The sequence below is a fragment of the Pelagovum pacificum genome, assembly GCF_016134045.1.
GTDB lineage: Bacteria > Pseudomonadota > Alphaproteobacteria > Rhodobacterales > Rhodobacteraceae > Oceanicola > Oceanicola pacificus_A.
Genome location: NZ_CP065915.1, coordinates 3152759 through 3171774, shown reverse-complemented (window position 1 = coordinate 3171774; position 19016 = coordinate 3152759). Strand labels below are relative to the sequence as shown.

The window sequence follows — 19016 nt, the reverse complement described above, 5'->3', positions numbered from 1 at the left end:
GCCGGCGGGTAGGGTCGGCGCATCACGCCATCCACTAAGGAAGTTCGACATGAAAGCCCTTGTGATGCAGCCCGGTTCGGAACCGGCGCCCCTTTCCGCCCGTCGGCTGGAACTCACCGCGCTCGTCATCGACGACAATCCGCTCGATCGAAGCCACCTCGCCGAAACCTGTCGCAAGGCAGGCCTCACCTTCGCGTTTACGGAGGTCGGGGACCTGCTCGAACTCAGGCGCGCGCTCGGCCGTTGGAGCTACGATTTCATCTTCATCGACCACAACCTCGGCCTCGATACCGGCCTCGAAGCGCTCAAGATGATTTCGTCCCATGACCGTCAGGACGATGCGATCGCGATCATGGTCGCCGGTGTCGGGCGCCACGACATCGTCGTCGAAGCGATGCGTTGCGGTTGCGCGGACTATATCATCAAGGAAGAGCTCAGCGTCGACTCGATCCGCAAATCGGTGACCGCCGCGATCGAGCGCCGGCTTCTGCTCGCCTCTCTCAGCCGCGAGCGCACGATGCGTCTTGCGATGAAGGAGACAGTGGAACGTTTCAGCCGCGCCTGCGCGCCCGAGATGCGGCGCATCCTCGCCACGATGCTGGGCCAGCTCGGCACTCTCCGGGACGAGGACCGGACACGCGACGAAATTCTGGAAGGATCGCATGAGCTTGAACGATCCTGTGATGAGCTCGCCGCGTTCATCGAAGAGATCGAAACCATCATCGAAAAGGGCGAGCCGGACAGCGCGAAGGTCGTGCCCCTGATCTCTCATTCCTGATGTCGATCCGGGCGAAATTCACGCTGTTCGCGGTTCTGGTCGCGGTCGTGGCCTCATCGCTCCTGGTCGGTTTGTGGCTGCGCTACGAGTTCATACAGGCTCGCGAGGACATCGGCGATCAGCTGCGACCTTCTGCCGACAGCTTTGCCCGTGCGATTACGGATCAGATGAACCTGATGACGGCTGACGCGGAAACGCTATTGGTGGTGCCCTCGCTGGAAGAGTTTGCAGATGGGAATGTCGCCGCCCGCAGCGTCGTGGAGGAGTCGCTCTTCACGTTGATCCGCGCCCGTCCGCATTATGCGCAGGCCCGTCTGATCGGGCGAGCCGACGGCTGGCGGGAGCTAATCCGGGTCAATCGCGTCGGTGACGACATCGAAATTGTGGACCGCGATGACCTGCAGCAAAAGCAGAATGAGCCGTACCTAGCCCCGCTGGTCGACGGTTTTGCCGAGCCGCGACCCTATTTTGCGCAGATCAGTCCGAACCGTGAACATGGTTTGGTTGAAGGTCCTCCGATGCTCCGGATCGTCAGGCCGGTTCACGATAGCGCCGGAGAGATCTTCGGCGCGATCGTCTTCAATGCCGAAGCCGAGACACTATTCGCACACGCCGTGCAGGACAGTGCCATCACGATGCCGGTGACGCTCGTGACGGATGGATTGGACTACCTGCAAATCGATCCCGGTGGGCCCGAAGGCAGCATCGTCATGTCTGGAAGTGCTGACTGGCGCAGGCCGGTGCCGGACGACTGGCAGCTATCGAAGGAGCCGCATGAACCGGTGCTTGAGGGCAGGTCGGCGCGGTATGACGTCAAGCTGGCCTTCAACGGAGTCGAGGAGGAACTGGTGTTCTGGGTTTTCGACGAAGTCGATGTCCTCGAGTTCTGGCCCTCCATGCGCGCGAGGTTTGCCGGCGTTCTCGCGCTCGCCGCCTTCATGATCCTTGCAGTGACTTACCTCAGCTACAGGTTCGGCCATCGCGCCATGCGGCCATTGCGTGAACTGTCGGACAGGATCGCGACGCACCGGGTCGGTGAGCCGCTCGACTACCTGCCAAGCGACAGGACCGACGAGGCCTCGCTTCTCGCGAAAGCCCTGGTCGATTTGAATGCCGCCGCCACGAGCGAGGCGAACAGAAGCCGGGCGATCCTCAACAGCGTGGACGATGTCATCGTTTCCATCACGATGGACGGCGTGATCGAGGCCATAAACCCGGCGGTGGCGCAGATGTTCGGCTATCTCCCGACGGAACTCATCGGCCAGCCGCTCACGAAGCTGATGCCGCCAGAGGCCGCTCGTGCTCATCAGAAGTATGTCACGGAATCCACGCTTGGACCCGGCACACGACGCATGAGCGGCGAGAAGGACGTCTTCGGGCAGCGGCGGGACGGTTCGCTCATCCCGCTCGACATCTCGATCAGCCGCGCGAACTTCGGCGGCTCGCCACACCTCGTCGGCGTGGTGCGCGATGTGTCGGCCCGCAAGGAGGCGGAGGAGAAGACCGCCCGACTGGTCCGCGCGCTGGAGACATCCAACGAGGATCTCGATCGTTTCGCCTATGTCGCCTCTCACGATCTTCGCGCCCCGCTCAGGGTCATCGACAATGCTTCGAAGTGGCTGGAGGAAGACCTTGAACCGTTTCTGAATGACGATACCCGCGAGTCTCTCGCCATGTTGCGTGGGCGGGTCCGGCGGATGGACCGCCTGCTGGACGACTTGCTGCAGCATTCACGGATCGGACGCGGTGACGCGGCTATGGAACACGTGCCGGGCGATGAACTGGTGGCGGACGTGATCGCCCTGCTTTCGATTCCAGAGGGGTTCTCGGTCGAGGTGTCGGACGCATTTGCCGAGATCAATCTGCCGCGCATGCCGATGCAGCTTATTCTGCTCAACCTCGCAAGCAACGCGCTGAAGCATCACGACAGGAAGACCGGGGTTGTTCGCCTCGATGTTGATCAGCGCCCCGACTGGTTGGTCATCTCTGTGTCGGACGATGGCCCGGGCGTTCCGGCGGATTACCATCGTCGTGTTTTTGAGATGTTCCAGACCCTTCGCCCACGGGATGAGGTCGACGGCAGTGGCATGGGGCTCGCCATCGTGCAGCGGCATGTCGAGGTCGCAGGCGGCTGGGTGGAGCTCGAGTCTGACGGAGTCAGGGGCTCGACGTTTCGGGTCCACTGGCCCGCGAAAAACACCAACAAAGGCGGACAGGACACGGAAAGGCGGGCGGCGTGAGTTCAGCAACCATACTGCGACAAGTCGATTTCCTGAACATCATCCTGGTGGAGGATGACGACGGGGACGCAAAAGCGCTAACTCGGGCGATGGCGCAATCGGGCTTCGCCGATCGCGTCATCAGGGCCGTCGACGGTGTCGAAGCGCTGGCCCTGCTACGACGCAACGATATCAGCCTCGACCGGTGCATCATGCTGGTTGACCTGAACATGCCGCGAATGAGTGGTCTGGAACTCGTCTCCCGCATTCGCGCCGATGACCAGCTGAGGCGTGCGATCATCTTCATCATGTCGACATCCGATGACGAACGTGACCTTGCCTCTGCCTACGACAACCAGGTGGCCGGTTACATCATGAAGCGCCGGGTCGGCTCCGGGTTTGAAAATCTGATCGCCCTCTTCGACAGCTATCGCCACATTGTCGAAACACCGAAGCTGAGGGCAGCAAATGCCTGAGACACGTTCGTCCCTCGTCCTCGTCATCGATGACGACGACGCGGACCGAAAACTGATCCGGCGGCTTCTCCATAGTGCCGAGGGCCAATTCGAGGTGACGGAGGCGCGGACAGCCGAGGAGGCGCGCGCGGTGAACGTCGATCCGGATGCGGTTCTGCTCGACAACAGTCTTCCGGGATCAGAGGGACTCCACCTACTGTCGTCGCTCGCCGAGAGATGGCCGAAGGCGGCGTTGATCCTCACGACGGGCCAGGGAAGCGAGGACATCGCGAAGTCCTCGATCCAGCGAGGTGCGACGGATTACGTGCCGAAGCGCGATCTAGGAGAGGGCATGTTGAAAGACCTGCTCGAAACCTCGGTTCGCACGGCGCGGGCCGCTTTTCGGCAGAAAGAACGGCAGGCCGAACTGTCGATCTTTTCCGAAGTCCTCGTTCACGATTTCAGGGCACCGATCCGCGGTATTCACCTGTTGCTCGACCGACTCGAAGGTTCGATGTCGAGCGGCGTGCGGACCGATATCGCCGGCGACCTTCATCAGTTGCGCCAGACGTCGGACCAGATGGCGGCGCTGGTCGACAGCCTCGCCGCTCACATCCGACACGATCAACTCGTCCATCCGGAGGTCGCGGACATCGGAACACTCGCCCGTGACGCGTTGACCACCCTGCGCGCCGACATCGAGGAGTGCGGCGCAAAGGTCGATCTCCAAGCGGGAGAAACCCGGTTCTCCTGTTTGGTCCCGCAGGTCAGACAGCTGTTTCAGAACCTGATCGGCAACGCGTTGAAATACGTGTCGGACATTGCGCCGCAGATCAGGATCGAGGTGTGTCAGAACAAGGCGGGTATCGGGGCGAGTGTCGCCGACAATGGCCCCGGCATACCCCCGGCCCATCACGAGGTCATCTTCGAGCCGTTCCGCCGCGGATCAAACGGGCGCGGCGCGCCCGGGACGGGCCTTGGCCTCGCCACTTGCCGGAAAATCGTCCAGCGCCACGGGGGGCGGATCTGGTGCGAGTCCACGCCGGGGCAGGGGGCCACCTTCTACTTCACATTGACCGATACGAGCGGATGACTTGGTCGTCCACCAACCGTACTGCCCGCATCGGCCAGCCGCCGGCACCCGGGGCGCCGTCCGCCCCGATGCTACTAGCTGGCGCGGGCGCGGTCCGAATCCGTCAGCTCGTCCGGGATGTCGTCGAACGATGCGTAGTTCAGGCTGTAAAGCTTTGCATACAAGCCATTCTTCTCGATCAACGCGTCGTGGTTGCCCTCTTCGATCAGCGCGCCGTTCTGCAGCACGACGATCCGGTCCGCATTGCGGATGGTCGCCAGCCGGTGCGCGATGACAAGGCCGGTGCGTCCGACAAGCAGTCGCTGCAGCGCCTTCTGGATCAGCATCTCGGTGTAGCTGTCGATGTTCGCGGTCGCCTCGTCCAGAACGAGGATCTTGGCGTCGGCCACCAACGCCCGGGCGAAGCTCAGAAGCTGTCGCTGGCCGAGGCTCAGGTTGCCGCCACGCTCTTCGAGGATGGTGTCATACCCCTGAGGCAGGGACATGATGAAGTCATGCGCGCCGACGGCCTCGGCCGCTTCGCGCACCGCGTCGTCGCTGGCCCAATAGGTCGAATAGCGGATATTCTCGGTCACGGTCCCGGTGAACAGGTAGGGCTCCTGCAGCACCATGGCGATGTGACGGCCGAGGCTTTCCAGAGTCACGTCCCGTACGTCGCGACCGCCGACGAGGACCGTCCCCGACTGCACGTCGTAGAACCGGTGCACCAGCGCCATCGCCGACGACTTGCCAGAACCCGTGGGGCCGACGAGAGCGACCGTCTCGCCCGAGTTGACGCGGAAATTGACGTCCCTGAGGACAGGCTCTTTCGGATTGTAGCCGAAGGTGACGTCCTTGAACTCCACGGACCCGTCGTCGTTTTCGTCGAGCGGGTGGGCGCCGGGCTTGTCGGCGACGCTGACCGGAACGTCGAGGACCTCGGTCAGGCGGTGACCGGACGCCATGGCGCGCTGCATCACCGAGTATTGCATCGTCAGCGACCGGATCGGGTCGAAGAAACGCTGAATATAGAACAGGAAAGCGACCATCACGCCGACGTCGATGCGGTCGGACGCGACGATCGTGCCGCCCATGACGATGACGAGCGCCATCGCCACGCCGGTGAGCGTGTCGACGATCGGCACCATGATCTGCGCCATCCGCGAGGCCCGAAGGTGCGCCTGGTAGTTGTCGGCAACCAGATCGGAATAGAGCGACTGGTTCAGATCGGCCCGATCCATCCCCTGGACCGCGCGAACGCCGTGGATCGCCTCGGCAAGCGCACCGTTGGTCACGGAATTCGCCTCGTGCGCGGCCATGAAGGCCGCCCGGGCGCGTTTGAGCCAGAGAACCCGGACCCCGAACAGGATCGGCAGCACCGTCAGAACCAGCAGACCAAGCTGCCAGTCGAGCCACAGCATCACCCCGATGATGCCGAACAGCAGCATGATGTCCCCAACCGAGAGAACCGACGTCTCGAGGAATTCCTGCATCGAGTTCACGTCGCCCTGCAATCGGCTCATCAGGCGGCCGACCTCGGTCTTGTCCATGAACGACAGAGAGACACGCTGGAGGTGCGCGAACATCTTGCGGCGAATGTCGAACAGGACGTTCTCGGCCATCCGCCCGGTTACGGACTCCTGCGTCCAGGAGGCGGCAAAGTTGATCGCGATAACGGCCGCGAACATCGCGACGGCCCAGCCGAGAACGCCGAAATCGACGTTGCCCTCTGTCATGCCGTTGTCGATGGCGTAGCGGATGATGAGCGGGATCGACAGCTGCGTCGCGGTGAAAGTCAGCACCGCCGCGATGGAGATGGCGACCTGCTTGCGGTAGGGTTCGACGAACGCCCAGATCCGCTTCACGACCTTGCCGTCGAAGGCGCGGCCGAAGATCTCTTCCTCGATCCGGTGGGAGCCGACAACGGCCCTCAGCCGCGGCCGTCCGTCGTTGTGGGGGTCATGCGGTTCGCCGGCGCGGTTCGGGCTCATTGGTTCGCCTCCATCTCGTCCAGCACGTCGCCTTCGGGGCGCATCTGCAGATCATGCAGCGCACGATAGCGACCTCCAAGCGCGAGCAGCTCTTCGTGAGTGCCCTGCTCGACGACCTTGCCCTCTTCGAGGAACAGGATCTGATCGGCATGCATCAGGCTGTTCAGCCGATGCGCGACGATAATCGTCACCCGGTCTGCGGCGTAGTTGCGCATCGCGGAGCGAATCCGCCCCTCGGTGCCCGCGTCGATCGCTGCGGTCGAGTCGTCGAAGATCAGCACTGCGGGTTCCAGCATCAGCGTCCGCGCGATCGAAAGCCGCTGCCGCTGCCCGCCGGAGAGCGAGACGCCGCGCTCGCCCACGACCGTGCGATAGCCCTGCGGCAAGCGCAGCACGTAATCGTGCAACTGCGCACTTTCGCTGACACCGTGAATGCGGCGGTCCTGCGCACGTGGGTTGCCGTACGCGATGTTGTTCTCGATCGTCGTGGTGAAGAGGAAGCTGTCCTGCTGCACGACGGCGACAGCCCGGCGCAGCGACGACAGCGTCACGTCGCGGATGTCCTGCCCGTCGATGCTGATCGAGCCGTGGTTCACGTCGTAATACCGCGGGATCAGGTGCATCAGCGTCGTCTTGCCCGACCCGGGGGCGCCGACGATGCCGACGGTCTCCCCCCGCTTCGCCTCGAAGCTGACGTTGGCGATGGCACGGTGGCCATCGGCGCTTTCGTAGGCGAAGCTCACGTCGTCGAGCTTCAGCGTTCCTTCGGTCACCTCGAGGTCCGGCGCACCGGGCTTGGTGTCCACGTCGACCTTCATGTCGAGCAGCAGGAACAGCCGCGCCCCGCAGGTGGATGCACGGGCATAGGCGTTCACCATGAGGCCGAGCTGGCGCACCGGCATCTGCAGGATCGTCATGAAGGTCAGGAACGTCGCGAGCGTCCCGACCGACATATCGCCGGCCGCGACCTTGCGCCCGCCGACCCAGAGGACGAGGCCCATGGCGGTGAAGAAGGCCAGCGTCATGGCGCTGGAGTTCATCACACGGATCTTCACCCGGTCGTGCGACAGGTCGAGCGCCGTCTTCGATGCCCGGTCGAACTTGTCGAGCTCGTGATTGGCCGCGGAGAAGGCCCGCACAACGCGGATCCCGGCCAGGTTCTCTTCCATGACGCGGCTCAGAACGGCGAGCCGCTCCTGCAACTCGATCCAGGTGCTGCGCAGGGTGAGCTGCGTGACCGAAGACCGCCAGGCCGCGAACGGCACGAAGGACAGGGCCAGCAGGCCGAGAACGAAGTCCATCGACAGCAGCATCGCCGCGCCGACGCCGATCAGCAGCACCAGCAGCAATGTCCGGACGAGGGCGGTGGAAAAATACATCCGCACCCCTTCAAGGTCGAGCATCCCGACGGTGATCAGATCACCGGAGTGCGTGCGGTCGTGGAACGAGAAGGGCAGGTGCTGGATCTTGTTGTAGACCGACAGCCGCAGGTCGTGGGCCAGCGCGTGGCCCACCGACTCCGCCGAGTAGTTCTGCGCCATCGTGAACAGACCGCGCCCGATGCTGACCAAGAGGAGCGTGAGCGCGATGGTCACCAGTCCGCCCCGCCCCATGTCGGGGTTCGCGGCCAGTGCCTGCGTTTCGTCCACCGCGCGGCCCAGCAGGACCGGGATCGACAACTGCAGCGCGACCGCGACCAGTGTCGCCACGAAGGCGACCGCGACCCGGCGCGGATAGCGCAGCATCATCCTGTTGATGCGGTTCAGCGCCTCGAGTCCGAGGCCGCCGCCCACTTTGTTGGTGCGCCGGAACAGTCGTTCCGACGGATCGTCGGACGGGCCGACGTCGGTCGATGTTGTATCTGCCATCGAGATTATGCCGTAGGGACACGGCCCTCCCAACGGGTCGCCGTCGGAATGAAGGAGGGAGGGCGGCCCGTGGGTCGGGTTTACCGAAGGTCTTGCAAGAGCACAAGTTGCCGCACCGGCGATCGCGTTGGACCGCCGATCGACTCAGGCTTCGGGGAAATAGCAGGCCGCCGGATGCGGCTGTCCCTCGAGGACCGGGCGCTCCTGCCGGCACTTGTCCTGCGCCTTCCAGCAGCGCGGCGCGAAGGCGCAGCCCGGCGGTACGGCGAGCGGCGAGGGAAGCTCGCCTTCCAGCTTGATCCGCTGCTTCTGCGAAGCAGGGTCGGCCACCGGCGTCGCCGACAGCAGGGCCTTGGTGTAGGGGTGGCGCGGCGCCGAGAAAACTTCGTCCTTGGGCCCGTGTTCGACCGGCCGGCCAAGGTACATCACCACGACCTCGTCGGCCATGTGCCGCACGACGGACAAATCGTGCGAGATGAACATGTAGGCCAGCTGAAGCCGCTCCTGCAGGTCGATCAGCAGGTTCAGGATCGACGACTGGATCGACAGGTCGAGCGCGGAAACCGGTTCGTCCAGCACCAGCAACTTCGGCTCCAGCATCATCGCGCGGGCGATGGCGATCCGCTGCCGCTGCCCGCCGGAGAACATGTGGGGATAGCGCTCGTAATGCTCCGGCCGCAGCCCGACGAGGCGCATCATCTCGCGTCCCTTCTCCTGCCGCTCGGCGGCGGACATCTTGGGGCGGTTGATCTTCAGCGGCTCCTCCAGGATCGCGCCGACCCGCTGGCGCAGGTTGAGCGAGCCGTAGGGGTCCTGAAACACGATCTGTACGTCGGTGCGCAGGCTCGCCCAGTTGTCGGGCGTCGCCTGCTTGCCGTCGATGACGAGGTTGCCGCTCGTCGGCTCCTCGATCAGCGTGACCATACGGGCGAGCGTGGACTTGCCGCAGCCGGACTCGCCCACGACGGCCAGCGTCTTGCCCGCCTCGATGCTGAACGAGGTCCCGGCGACCGCACGGACGATCTTCGGCTTGCTGAACATGCCGCCGCCGACCTCGTAGTCGCGCGACAGCTCGGTGGCGGTGACGACGGTCTGGCTCATGCCGATTCCTCTGCCTTGGCGTTCAGCGGGTAGTGGCACCGCGCGCGGCCCAGCTCAGGCCCCATGACCGGCGGCTCGACGGTGCGGCATCGGTCGTCCGCCAGCTTGCAGCGAGGCGAGAACAGGCACCCCTGCGGTCGATCGAAGGCGCCGGGCACCATGCCCGGAATGGTCGGAAGCCGCCGTTCGGTCGCGCGTTCGGGAAGCGCGGCGAGCAGGGCGGCGGTGTACGGGTGGTGCGGCTCGCGGAACAGGTCGCCGACCGGTTGATCCTCGACCTTCTGGCCCGCGTACTGGACCGCCACACGCTCCGCCGTCTCGGCGACGACACCCATGTCGTGGGTGATGAGGATCAGCCCCATCCCCGTCTCGGACTGAAGCCCGGTCAGCAAATCGAGGATCTGCGCCTGGATCGTCACGTCCAGCGCGGTCGTCGGCTCGTCCGCGATCAGCAGGCGCGGCCGGCAGGCGATCGCCATTGCGATCATCACCCGCTGGTTCATCCCGCCCGAAAGCTGGTGCGGGAAGGCCGACAGCCGTTTCTTCGGATCGGGGATGCCGACCATCTCGAACAGCTCTTCCGCGCGGCGCTGCCGCCCAGCACGGTCGAGGTCCATGTGGATCTTCAGTGCTTCCTTGATCTGGAAGCCGACCGTGAAACACGGGTTCAGCGAAGACATCGGTTCCTGGAAGATCATCGACATATCCTTGCCGATGATGCGCCGACGTTGCTTGGCCGACATCTTGCGCAGGTCCTTGCCGTCGAACAGCAGTTCGTCCGCGGTGACCGTCGCGGTCCACGGCAACAGGCCCATCGCGGCCAGCATCGAGACGGACTTGCCCGAGCCCGACTCGCCGACGATGGCGAGGATTTCGCCTGCCTCGACATCGACGTCGACGCTGTCGACTGCACGGAAGGGCCCGGCAGAGGTCGTGAACTCGACCGAGAGGTTGCGGATTTTCAGCAGGCTCATCGCTCAGCTCCGCTTCAGTTTGGGATCGAGCGCGTCGCGAAGTCCGTCGCCCATCAGGTTGATCGACAGCACCGTGACGAGGATCGCCAGACCCGGCAGGGTCACGACCCACGAGGCGCGCAGCACGAACTCGCGGCTGTCGGCGAGCATGGTGCCCCATTCCGGTGTCGGCGGCTGCGCCCCCATCCCGAGGAAGCCGAGTGCCGCGGCATCGAGGATCGCGGTCGAGAAGGACAGCGCCGCCTGCACGATGATCGGCGCAAGGCAGTTCGGCAGCACGGTGATGAACATCAGGCGCGGCAGCTTCGCACCGGCGACACGGGCGGAAGTCACGTAGTCCTTCGTCAGCTCGTTCATCACGCTCGCCCGCGTCAGGCGCACATAGTGCGGCTGCAGCACCAGCGCGATCGCGATCATCGCGTTCAGCAGGGACGGCCCGAGGATGGCGACCAGCACCAGCGCCAGAAGCAGCGACGGGAAAGCCAGCACGATGTCCATCAGACGCATGATGATCGTGTCGAGCCAGCGCGGCGCAAAGCCCGCGATCAGCCCGAGCAAGACGCCGCCCGTCGCGGCGACCACCACGACGACGATCCCCACGAAGAAGGAGTAGCGTGCGCCGTAGATCAGGCGGGACAGCATGTCCCGGCCGAGTGCGTCGGTTCCCAGCGGGAAGGACCAGGTGCCCCCGCTCCAGACCGGGGGCTGTAGCGTGAACGACCGGAACTGTGTCGACGATTCGTAGGGCGCGATGAGATCGGCGAAGATCGCGATGAGCACGAAGAAGAAGAACACGTAGAGCCCGATGACCGCGCCCCGGTTCTCCTTGAAGTAGCTCCAGAACTCCTTCAGGCGGCCGGGCCGCTGGTGTTCGATCACGCCTTTGGCGGTGTGAGACGATGCGTCGGCCATCAGCGCTTCCTGATCTTGGGGTTGATGAAGCCGTAGGCGAGGTCGACCGTCAGGTTCACGACCATGACGATCAGCGCGACCATCAGCAGGCCACCCTGAACGACCGGGTAGTCACGGCGGAAAATGCTGTCGACCATCCACTTGCCGATGCCCGGCCAGGAAAAGATCGTCTCGGTCAGGATCGCCCCGGCCATAAGCGCGCCGACGTTCAGCCCGATCACGGTAATGATCGGGATCATCGCGTTGCGAAGCGCGTGGAGACCGTTGACCCGCGACGGCTTCAGCCCTTTGGCGCGGGCGGTGCGGATATAATCCTCCGACAGCACTTCTAGCATCGCCGACCGCGTCTGACGCGCGAAGATGGCGAGCGGGATCGTCCCGAGCACGATCGTCGGCAGGATCAGGTGCTGCACGGCGGACGTGAACGCGCCCTCCTGTCCCGACAGCAGCGAGTCGATCAGCATGAAACCGGTCACGTCATCGAAGTAGAACATCAACCCGATCCGGCCCGACACGGGCGTCCAGCCGAGGTTGCCGGAGAAGACGATGATGAGCAGCAGCGCCCACCAGAAGATCGGCATCGAGTAGCCCACAAGGGCCGTCGACATAAGCGCCCGGTCGAAGAACTTGCCCCGGTACACCGCCGCGACCACGCCCGCCGGGATACCGACGAGGATCGCGAAGGTGATCGCGCAGAGCGACAGCTCTACCGTGGCGGGGAACAGGGTGAAGAACTCCGTCCAGACGTCCCGGTTGGTGACGAAACTGGTCCCGAGGTCGCCTTGCAGAATGCCGGTGAGATAGTCCCAGAATTGCTCATACAGCGGACGGTCGAAACCGTAGCGCGTCGTCAGCTCCTGGTAGCGTTCCTCGGTCAGGCCGCGCTCGCCGGCCATGACGATGATCGGATCGCCGGGCAGGACGCGGATGAACGCGAAGGAAATCAGCGTGACCCCGATGAAGGTCGGGATGAACGTCGCGATGCGGGCGAGGGCGAACTTGAGCACTTACAGGATCCTCAATTCTCGCGGGAAAGTGGTGAGTGACCGGCACCCGTCTCCTGTGACGAGTATGTCGTCCTCGATCCGGATCCCGAAGGCGCCGTCCTTCTTGAGGCTCGGCTCGTTGGTGAAGACCATCCCCGGCTGCAGCACCTGGTGGTTGCCGCGCATCATGTAGGGATCCTCGTGGACCGCCCGGCCGAGGCCGTGACCGGTCTTCGATCCGATCTTGAAGCCGAGGTCGTCACGCGCCTCGAGCACGGACATCACCGCGTCGTCGACGTCATGCGCGGTCATCCCGGCCTTCGTCACCTCGTGCCCCTTGGAATTGGCGGCGAGGACGGTCGCGTAGACCTCCTGCGCGAGGTCGCCGGCGTGGCCGACGAAGAACGTGCGGGTGATGTCGGCACAAAGCCCGCCCCACCGTGCGCCGAAGTCGATCAGCAGCGCGTCGCCGTCCTGCAGCGCATAGTCGGCCCGGGCATGGCCGTGGGCGCGTGCCGAATTGTCGGCGGCCACCACGATGGGGGTGAATGCGAAATCTTCCGCCCCGAGCGAGAACATGGTCGAGACAAGGAGGCTTTCGACCTCCTTCTCGGACATGCCGGCTACGATGCGACCGAGCGTCTGCTCCAGTGATTCCTCGGAGATGCGGATCGCTTCGGACATCGCCGCGATCTCATCGTCGGTCTTGCAGAGGCGGAGCGAGGAAATGTCGGCTTCACCGTCGAGGATGGTCAGACCCGGCCAGGCCCTGGCCATATGATGATGGACGAACACCCGCATCACCTGTCCCTCGACGACGACCGAGGTCAGCGACAGCGCATCGGCGGCTTTCGCGAAAGCGTCGGCGGGTCCGGTCTGGTCGGGCCAGTCGTAGGTCTCGCCCTCGAACCCGACGAGCGCCCAGGAGGCGAGCTCAAGAGTCGGGACGACGGCGACGGGGGTGCCGCTGGCGGGCACGATCACCACGAACGCGCGTTCGTTGGTGTGGAATTCTGCGCCGAGGATGCGCGTGAAGTTCGGCCCCGGGACGAGCGCTATGGCATCGACCCCGAGCCCCTTCGCGAGGGCCCTCAACTCGGCAAATCTGTCGGACATTCGGATTGTGCTCCGGAAAGACGGGCGGGCGGAGTGATCTCCGCCCGCCCGGTCGCACGCCTTATTCGGCGATGCTGACTTCGTCGAAGATGTGCCCGCCGAGCGGGTGCATCACGTAGCCCTCGACTTCGGGGCGCATCGGCATGAAGACGACGGAGTGCGCGATGGTCGCCCACGGCGCCTGCTCCTTGAAGAGAACCTGGGCTTCTTCATAAAGCGCGGTCCGCTCTTCCTGGTCGGCGATCGTCTTGGCCTCGTTCACGAGGTCGTCGAACGGCTCGTAGCACCAGTTGGCGGCGTTGCCGGAGGCAACCGCGTCACAGCCGAGCAGAACGGCCAGGAAGTTGTCCGGGTCGCCGTTGTCGCCGGTCCAGCCGAGCAGAACGGCACCGTCACGCTCTTCGTCGCGGACGCGCTCGAGGTACTCACCCCACTCGTAGGAGACGATTTCGACCTCGACGCCGACTTCGGCGAAGTCTTCCTGGATCAGTTCCGCCATGCGGCGCGCGTTCGGGTTGTAGGGACGCTGCACCGGCATCGCCCAGACCTTCATCGACAGGTCGGTGACACCCGCTTCCTCGAGCATCGCACGCGCGGCTTCCGGATCGTAGGGGTCATCTTCGATCGCGTCGTTGTAGGACCACATGGTCGGCGGGATCGGGTTTTTGGCGATCTGGCCGGAGCCTTGGAACACGACGTCGATGATGGCTTCCTTGTCGATCGCCATGTTCAGCGCGCGACGGACGTCGGGGTTGTCGAACGGCTCCATCATCGTGTTGTAGGCGAGGTAGCCGACGTTGAGGCCTTCCTGCTCCATGAGGTTCACGTCATCGGACTCCCGCATCGCTTCGACGTCGGCGGGGTTCGGGTAGGGCATGACGTGGCACTCGCCGGCCTGCAGGCGCTGGTAGCGCACGGAGGCTTCCGGCGTGATCGCGAACACGAGGTTCTCGACCTTCGGCACGCCTTCGACCCAGTAGTCGGGGTTGGCGGAGTAGCGGATCACGGCGTCGGACTGGTAGTCGACGAACTGGAACGGACCGGTGCCGATCGGCGCCTGCGTCAGCATTTCCGGCGTGCCGGCTTCCATCATCGCGTCGGCATATTCCTTCGACACGATCGAGGCGAAGTCCATCGCCATGTTCGCGACGAACGGCGCTTCCGGCTGCGTCAGGTTGAAGGTGACCGTCATGTCGTCGACCTTCTCGATCGACTCGACGAGGCTGCCCATCGACATGGCGTTGAAGTAGACGTACTCGCCCGAGTACCCGAAGTAGGGGTTCTCTTCGTCCATCTGGCGCTCGAACGAGAAGATCACGTCGTCGGCGTTCAGATCGCGCGACGGGGTGAACATGTCGTTGGAGTGGAACTTCACGCCTTCACGCAGGGTGAAGGTGTAGGACATGCCGTCTTCGCTGGCCTCGTAGCTTTCAGCCAGGCCGGGGACGACTTCGGTCGTGCCGGTGACGAATTCCACGAGCTGGTTGTAGATCGTGTGCGAGGAGGCGTCGAAGGTCGTGCCGGCCGTGTAGAGCGCCGGGTCGAAGCCTTCGGGCGAGCCCTCAGAGCAATAGACGAGTGTCTGTGCACCCGCAGCCGCCGCGGAAAGCGCAAGCGCTGCCGCCCCGGATGCGAGAACGTTACCGAGTTTCATAGTTGAACTCCCTGTTGAAGGTACTGGCGTCTGCCCCCTTGTCCGTCGAATCCGGACGCCTGTCCGAATGGAAAGAGTGGAGGTCTGCCATGCAGGTGATGAGAACCTAAAAAATTTTTGTACGCAACCGTCACGCGTCCGGCGGCTCGTGAATGCCGCAACGGCATGCCCATCCTTTAAGCGCCTTGCCGGAGCCTGAGGCGGTCGGAGGCGCTGTGCATCAAGGGCGTCTGGGTCGGCCCGAAGGTCGCTCCGCGGGCATTCGGCCGGAGCACAGCGCAGCGGATCGCTCCACGAGCGGCCGTTGGTCCCGATCCCGATTCGTCGCGTCCAGAACGCACTGGCCATCCGCGCCGCCCCGGCCTACCCCTTGATCCAAGAGGGAGGATACCGGATGCCAGATCATTTCACGCTCGCCGCCTGTGCGGAATTCCTGTGGCCCGACAAGCCGATGCCGTGGCGCTGTTCCCGGCTCGCGGAAATGGGCTTCCAGGCTGCGTTCTGGAACTGGACCTCTCACGACGTCGACGCGATGGCGGCGAGCGGGGCCGAATTTGCGATCATGAACGGTTTCCTTGGTGGCAATCTCGTCGACGACGAAGGTGCGGACGAGATGCTGCGCACCGCGCGCGAGACGGCGGAAGTCGGCAAGCGGCTGAACTGTGCCCGGCTCTGCCTGACCGGGGCGGACCTGCTCGACGGCGGCAGCCCGCGCCGGCCGTATCCGGAGGTGACCGACGCGCATCGCACCAAGGCCAGGGACACGCTTCAGCGGATCGCCGACCTTGCCGACGAACTCGACGTCGTCTTCGCGCTGGAGAACCTGAATGTCACCGTCGATCACCCCGGTGTCCCGTTCTACAGGGCCGAGGACACGATCGCGCTGGTGTCGGAGATCGACCGGCCGGGCCTCGTCCTGAACCTCGACCTCTATCATGCGCAGATCGAAGAGGGGAACCTGATCGAGACCTGTCGCAAGGCTCTTCCCTGGATCGGTGAAGTGCAGGTCGCCGACGTACCGGGCCGTTTCGAGCCGGGCACGGGAGAGATCAACTTCAATGGGATCGCCCGCGCGCTGAAGGAGATGGGCTACGCGGGGACGGTGACGCTCGAATCCAACTGCAGCGGCACGAGTGAAGACGCGCTCGAGGCGTTCCGCGCGGCCTTCACCGTCTGAGTTCAGGCCGGCAGCGCCGCCCGCGCAAGGGCGACCCAGTAGGCGACGCCGGTCGGCAGGATGTCGTCGTTGAAATCGTAGGCGGCATTGTGCAGCGCCGTGCCGCCTTTGCCATCGGGCCCACGATTGCCGATCAACGCGTAGCAGCCGGGCTTCTCCAAGAGCATCGCCCCGAAATCTTCCGACGCCATGACCGGCGGGCAGTCGGCCTCGACCGCTGAGACCGTCCGGGCGGCGGCCTCCGAAATGGCGGTCTCGGCGGCGGAATTGATCGTTGGCGGAAACACCCGGTCGTAGGTGATCGTCGAGGTCGCACCATGTGCCGCGCAGATGCCGTCGGCCAGTGTCCGGATGCGCGCCTCGATCAGGGAGGAGATGTCTGGCCGGAAGCTGCGACAGTCGCCCTTGATCGTAACGTTCGTCGGGATGACGTTGACCGCGCCGTCGGTCAGGAACTCGGTCGCGGAGACGACTGCGCCATCGACGGGGTCGATGCTGCGGGACACGATGGTCTGCAGGCCGGTGACCAACGCGGCTCCGATCGTCAGCGCATCCTGACCGAGATGGGGCATGGCGGAGTGACCGCCGCGACCAGTAATCCGGACCGCGAAATTGTCTTCGGCGGCCATTATCGGCCCTCGACGCATGGCAATTTGCCCGGCTGGACGCGATGGCATGTTGTGCAGCCCATAGACGGCGTCCGCCGGAAAGCGGTCGAACAGCCCGTCCTTCATCATCGCAACGGCGCCTTTGCCGTGCTCTTCCGCTGGCTGGAAGATGAAGCGAACCGTACCATCGAAGCCGGCTTGCCGTGTCAGCTCGCGGGCCGCGCCGAGCAGCATGGTCATGTGCCCATCGTGGCCGCAGGCATGCATCCGCCCCGGATACCGGGAGCGCCAATCGACATCCGACGTCTCTTCGATCGGTAGCGCGTCCATATCGGCCCGCAGTCCGATGCACCCCGTCCCCGAGCCGAGCGTAAGCGTCGCCACGATCCCGGTCCCGCCGATGCCCCGCTCGTAGGGCACGCCGATCTCGTCCAGCGTGCGGCAGACGAGGTCGGCGGTCCGGCTCTCCTCGAAGCCGAGTTCGGGGATGCGGTGAAACTGCCGGCGAAGATCGGTCAGGCTGTTCGACATCGGGCGCACTCTCTTGTTGGCCGGGCGATTGCACCATTCCCGGAGGGCGGGGGAAAGCCCCGACGGCTTATGCTCGGGGGCCGAAGCCTGCCGTCAGCGCAAAGCCTCCATCCGCTGCGCGAGATCCTGGGCAATGCGGGCCCGGTCTTCGGCGCTTCGCTCGGATCGCGGCACGTCCGGTGTGATATCCGCGGCGATCCCGTCACGGGACAGGATTACGACGCGGTCCCCGAGCCGCGCCGCGTCGGTCGCCGCGTGCGACACGAGAAGGACCGTCGGCCTGCGCCGGTCGATCACGTTCAGCACGAGGGTCTGCAACTCTTGCACCAGCGCCTCGTCCAGCGACACGAACGGTTCGTCGAGCAACAGCAACCCCGGCTCCGCCGCAAGTGCGCGGGCGACGCCCACGCGGCGCTGCATTCCGCCGGACAGTTCGTGGGGCAGGGCGCCCTCGAAGCCGGACAGGCCCATGTCGGCGAGGAGTTCCCGCGCGTGTGTCTCTGTCACCGAAGGCCCGGCCGCCCGGATGTTGCCGACCGCATCGAGCCACGGCAGCAGCCGTGGATCCTGGAAGACGAAGCCGGGTGGCGCGGCTGCGGCGGCCTCCACTCCGTCGAGCGTGATGCGCCCGGTGAAATCGGTATCCACGCCGGCGACCATGCGCAGCAACGTGGACTTGCCGATCCCCGACGGGCCGAGCAGCGCGACGACCGACGACGGCGCGATCTCCAGTTCGAAGTCCGCAAACAGCGGCTCGGGCAGAACGTCGAACCGCTTCTCTCTGATCTCGATCGTCAGCGCTGCGCCGGACGCCATCCGAGGACCCTCCTCTCGAGCGGGCGCATCGCGCCGTATTCGACAGCGAAGACCACGCAGATGAAGGTCAGCGTGTAGGCGAGGATCGCAGCCATGTCCCAGAAGCCGAAGAAGATGCCGATCCGGAAGCCGACACCGCCATCGCTGCCGAGCACTTCGAACACCAGCACGATCTTCCAGATCAGCGACAGCCCGGTGCGCGCGGCGGTCAGCAGGTAGGGCATGAGCTGTGGCACCTCGACCAGCCGCAACCGCCGCCAGACAGACATGCGATAGACGGCGGCGAGCTCCCGGTAGTCGGCCGACAGGTTACGCACGCCCTCCCGCATCGTCGTCGCGACAAGCGGCACCTTGTTGATGACGACCGCGGTGATGAGCGCCGTCTCCGTCAGGCCCATCCAGATGTAGCAGATGATGGCGACGACGATCGCGGGCAGGTTCAACCCGATGACGATCCAGCTCGCGAACAGCCCGTCGGCGCGCCGGAACCGCCCGAGCAGCGCGCCGATCATCGAGCCAAGACCCATCGCGATGACGAAGGCGATGGCGACGCGGGTCAGCGTCGCGCCGAAGTCCGCAAGCAGATTGCCCCGGACAAGCTGGTCCGTGATCTCCGCCACGACGATCCACGGCGGCGGCACCGTCTCGTCCTGCGCCAGCAGCGCCGCGACAGTCCAGACGACAAGAAGCAGCGGAATGGAAAGCCATTCCGCCTGCCGCCTCTGTCGCCGTCGCTGCTCCGCTGTCACTGACTGGTC

The 19016-nt window shown here is 64.8% G+C and carries 16 protein-coding genes; 5 read left to right on the top strand and 11 right to left on the bottom strand.

The genetic code is table 11. From position 1 onward, the window contains the following. The first annotated feature begins 49 nt into the window (after positions 1-49). The 4 genes from I8N54_RS15495 to I8N54_RS15480 are packed head-to-tail and all read left to right on the top strand — an operon-like array spanning position 50 to position 4545. Positions 50-778 carry a response regulator gene (locus I8N54_RS15495; protein ID WP_140196117.1) on the top strand — a complete coding sequence of 243 codons (729 nt, stop codon included), beginning with the start codon at positions 50-52 and terminating at the stop codon, positions 776-778. Then, on the top strand, positions 778-3018 hold the full coding sequence (locus I8N54_RS15490; RefSeq protein ID WP_140196115.1) for a sensor histidine kinase: 2241 nt from the start codon (positions 778-780) through the stop codon (positions 3016-3018). The genes I8N54_RS15495 and I8N54_RS15490 overlap by 1 nt, the downstream gene beginning before the upstream one ends. After that, complete coding sequence (locus I8N54_RS15485; protein WP_232790405.1) at positions 3015-3473, top strand: response regulator; 459 nt, start codon at positions 3015-3017, stop codon at positions 3471-3473. The genes I8N54_RS15490 and I8N54_RS15485 overlap by 4 nt, the downstream gene beginning before the upstream one ends. Beyond that, on the top strand, positions 3466-4545 hold the full coding sequence (locus I8N54_RS15480) for a sensor histidine kinase (protein ID WP_140196113.1): 1080 nt from the start codon (positions 3466-3468) through the stop codon (positions 4543-4545). The genes I8N54_RS15485 and I8N54_RS15480 overlap by 8 nt, the downstream gene beginning before the upstream one ends. Before the next feature lie 74 nt (positions 4546-4619). On the opposite strand, the gene I8N54_RS15475 is transcribed toward I8N54_RS15480, so the two are convergent. The 8 genes from I8N54_RS15475 to I8N54_RS15440 all read right to left on the bottom strand — a co-directional run bounded on the left by I8N54_RS15475 (position 4620) and on the right by I8N54_RS15440 (position 15126). Continuing rightward, positions 4620-6515 (bottom strand): ABC transporter ATP-binding protein, encoded by a 1896-nt coding sequence (locus I8N54_RS15475; RefSeq protein WP_140196112.1) that lies wholly within the window; start codon positions 6513-6515, stop codon positions 4620-4622. Further along, the gene (locus I8N54_RS15470; RefSeq protein WP_140196110.1) at positions 6512-8383 is read right to left on the bottom strand and encodes an ABC transporter ATP-binding protein; all 1872 of its coding nucleotides are present in this window, start codon (positions 8381-8383) and stop codon (positions 6512-6514) included. Before I8N54_RS15470 ends, I8N54_RS15475 begins: the two co-directional genes overlap by 4 nt. Positions 8384-8527: 144 nt before the next feature. Continuing rightward, positions 8528-9484 (bottom strand): ABC transporter ATP-binding protein, encoded by a 957-nt coding sequence (locus I8N54_RS15465; protein ID WP_140196108.1) that lies wholly within the window; start codon positions 9482-9484, stop codon positions 8528-8530. Further along, the gene (locus I8N54_RS15460) at positions 9481-10458 is read right to left on the bottom strand and encodes an ABC transporter ATP-binding protein (protein WP_140196106.1); all 978 of its coding nucleotides are present in this window, start codon (positions 10456-10458) and stop codon (positions 9481-9483) included. Before I8N54_RS15460 ends, I8N54_RS15465 begins: the two co-directional genes overlap by 4 nt. Positions 10459-10461: 3 nt before the next feature. After that, complete coding sequence (locus I8N54_RS15455) at positions 10462-11370, bottom strand: ABC transporter permease subunit (protein ID WP_140196104.1); 909 nt, start codon at positions 11368-11370, stop codon at positions 10462-10464. After that, on the bottom strand, positions 11370-12377 hold the full coding sequence (locus tag I8N54_RS15450) for an ABC transporter permease subunit (RefSeq protein WP_140196102.1): 1008 nt from the start codon (positions 12375-12377) through the stop codon (positions 11370-11372). The genes I8N54_RS15455 and I8N54_RS15450 overlap by 1 nt, the downstream gene beginning before the upstream one ends. Beyond that, positions 12378-13472: a M24 family metallopeptidase gene (locus tag I8N54_RS15445; protein WP_140196100.1), complete on the bottom strand. Its 1095-nt coding sequence runs from the start codon at positions 13470-13472 to the stop codon at positions 12378-12380. 61 nt (positions 13473-13533) lie between these two features. Beyond that, the gene (locus tag I8N54_RS15440; protein ID WP_140196098.1) at positions 13534-15126 is read right to left on the bottom strand and encodes an ABC transporter substrate-binding protein; all 1593 of its coding nucleotides are present in this window, start codon (positions 15124-15126) and stop codon (positions 13534-13536) included. Between the two features lie 394 nt (positions 15127-15520). Between I8N54_RS15440 and I8N54_RS15435 the strand changes: the two genes are divergently transcribed. After that, positions 15521-16303, top strand: coding sequence for a TIM barrel protein (locus I8N54_RS15435; protein WP_140196096.1), 783 nt, complete (start codon positions 15521-15523; stop codon positions 16301-16303). A gap of 2 nt (positions 16304-16305) precedes the next feature. On the opposite strand, the gene I8N54_RS15430 is transcribed toward I8N54_RS15435, so the two are convergent. The 3 genes from I8N54_RS15430 to I8N54_RS15420 form a co-directional block, all read right to left on the bottom strand. Continuing rightward, on the bottom strand, positions 16306-17442 hold the full coding sequence (locus I8N54_RS15430; protein WP_140196094.1) for a M20 aminoacylase family protein: 1137 nt from the start codon (positions 17440-17442) through the stop codon (positions 16306-16308). A gap of 93 nt (positions 17443-17535) precedes the next feature. After that, positions 17536-18258: an ABC transporter ATP-binding protein gene (locus tag I8N54_RS15425; RefSeq protein WP_140196092.1), complete on the bottom strand. Its 723-nt coding sequence runs from the start codon at positions 18256-18258 to the stop codon at positions 17536-17538. Further along, complete coding sequence (locus tag I8N54_RS15420; protein ID WP_140196090.1) at positions 18237-19007, bottom strand: ABC transporter permease; 771 nt, start codon at positions 19005-19007, stop codon at positions 18237-18239. The genes I8N54_RS15425 and I8N54_RS15420 overlap by 22 nt, the downstream gene beginning before the upstream one ends. Between the last annotated feature and the right edge of the window lie 9 nt (positions 19008-19016).

What these genes read in the sequence shown, in the direction of transcription:
- I8N54_RS15495 (WP_140196117.1), top strand. Translation starts at nt 50, where the DNA reads ATGAAAGCCCTTGTGATGCAGCCCGGTTCGGAACCGGCGCCCCTTTCC.
- I8N54_RS15490 (WP_140196115.1), top strand. Translation starts at nt 778, where the DNA reads ATGTCGATCCGGGCGAAATTCACGCTGTTCGCGGTTCTGGTCGCGGTC.
- I8N54_RS15480 (WP_140196113.1), top strand. Translation starts at nt 3,466, where the DNA reads ATGCCTGAGACACGTTCGTCCCTCGTCCTCGTCATCGATGACGACGAC.
- I8N54_RS15475 (WP_140196112.1), bottom strand. Translation starts at nt 6,515, where the DNA reads ATGAGCCCGAACCGCGCCGGCGAACCGCATGACCCCCACAACGACGGA.
- I8N54_RS15470 (WP_140196110.1), bottom strand. Translation starts at nt 8,383, where the DNA reads ATGGCAGATACAACATCGACCGACGTCGGCCCGTCCGACGATCCGTCG.
- I8N54_RS15465 (WP_140196108.1), bottom strand. Translation starts at nt 9,484, where the DNA reads ATGAGCCAGACCGTCGTCACCGCCACCGAGCTGTCGCGCGACTACGAG.
- I8N54_RS15460 (WP_140196106.1), bottom strand. Translation starts at nt 10,458, where the DNA reads ATGAGCCTGCTGAAAATCCGCAACCTCTCGGTCGAGTTCACGACCTCT.
- I8N54_RS15455 (WP_140196104.1), bottom strand. Translation starts at nt 11,370, where the DNA reads ATGGCCGACGCATCGTCTCACACCGCCAAAGGCGTGATCGAACACCAG.
- I8N54_RS15445 (WP_140196100.1), bottom strand. Translation starts at nt 13,472, where the DNA reads ATGTCCGACAGATTTGCCGAGTTGAGGGCCCTCGCGAAGGGGCTCGGG.
- I8N54_RS15440 (WP_140196098.1), bottom strand. Translation starts at nt 15,126, where the DNA reads ATGAAACTCGGTAACGTTCTCGCATCCGGGGCGGCAGCGCTTGCGCTT.
- I8N54_RS15435 (WP_140196096.1), top strand. Translation starts at nt 15,521, where the DNA reads ATGCCAGATCATTTCACGCTCGCCGCCTGTGCGGAATTCCTGTGGCCC.
- I8N54_RS15430 (WP_140196094.1), bottom strand. Translation starts at nt 17,442, where the DNA reads ATGTCGAACAGCCTGACCGATCTTCGCCGGCAGTTTCACCGCATCCCC.
- I8N54_RS15425 (WP_140196092.1), bottom strand. Translation starts at nt 18,258, where the DNA reads ATGGCGTCCGGCGCAGCGCTGACGATCGAGATCAGAGAGAAGCGGTTC.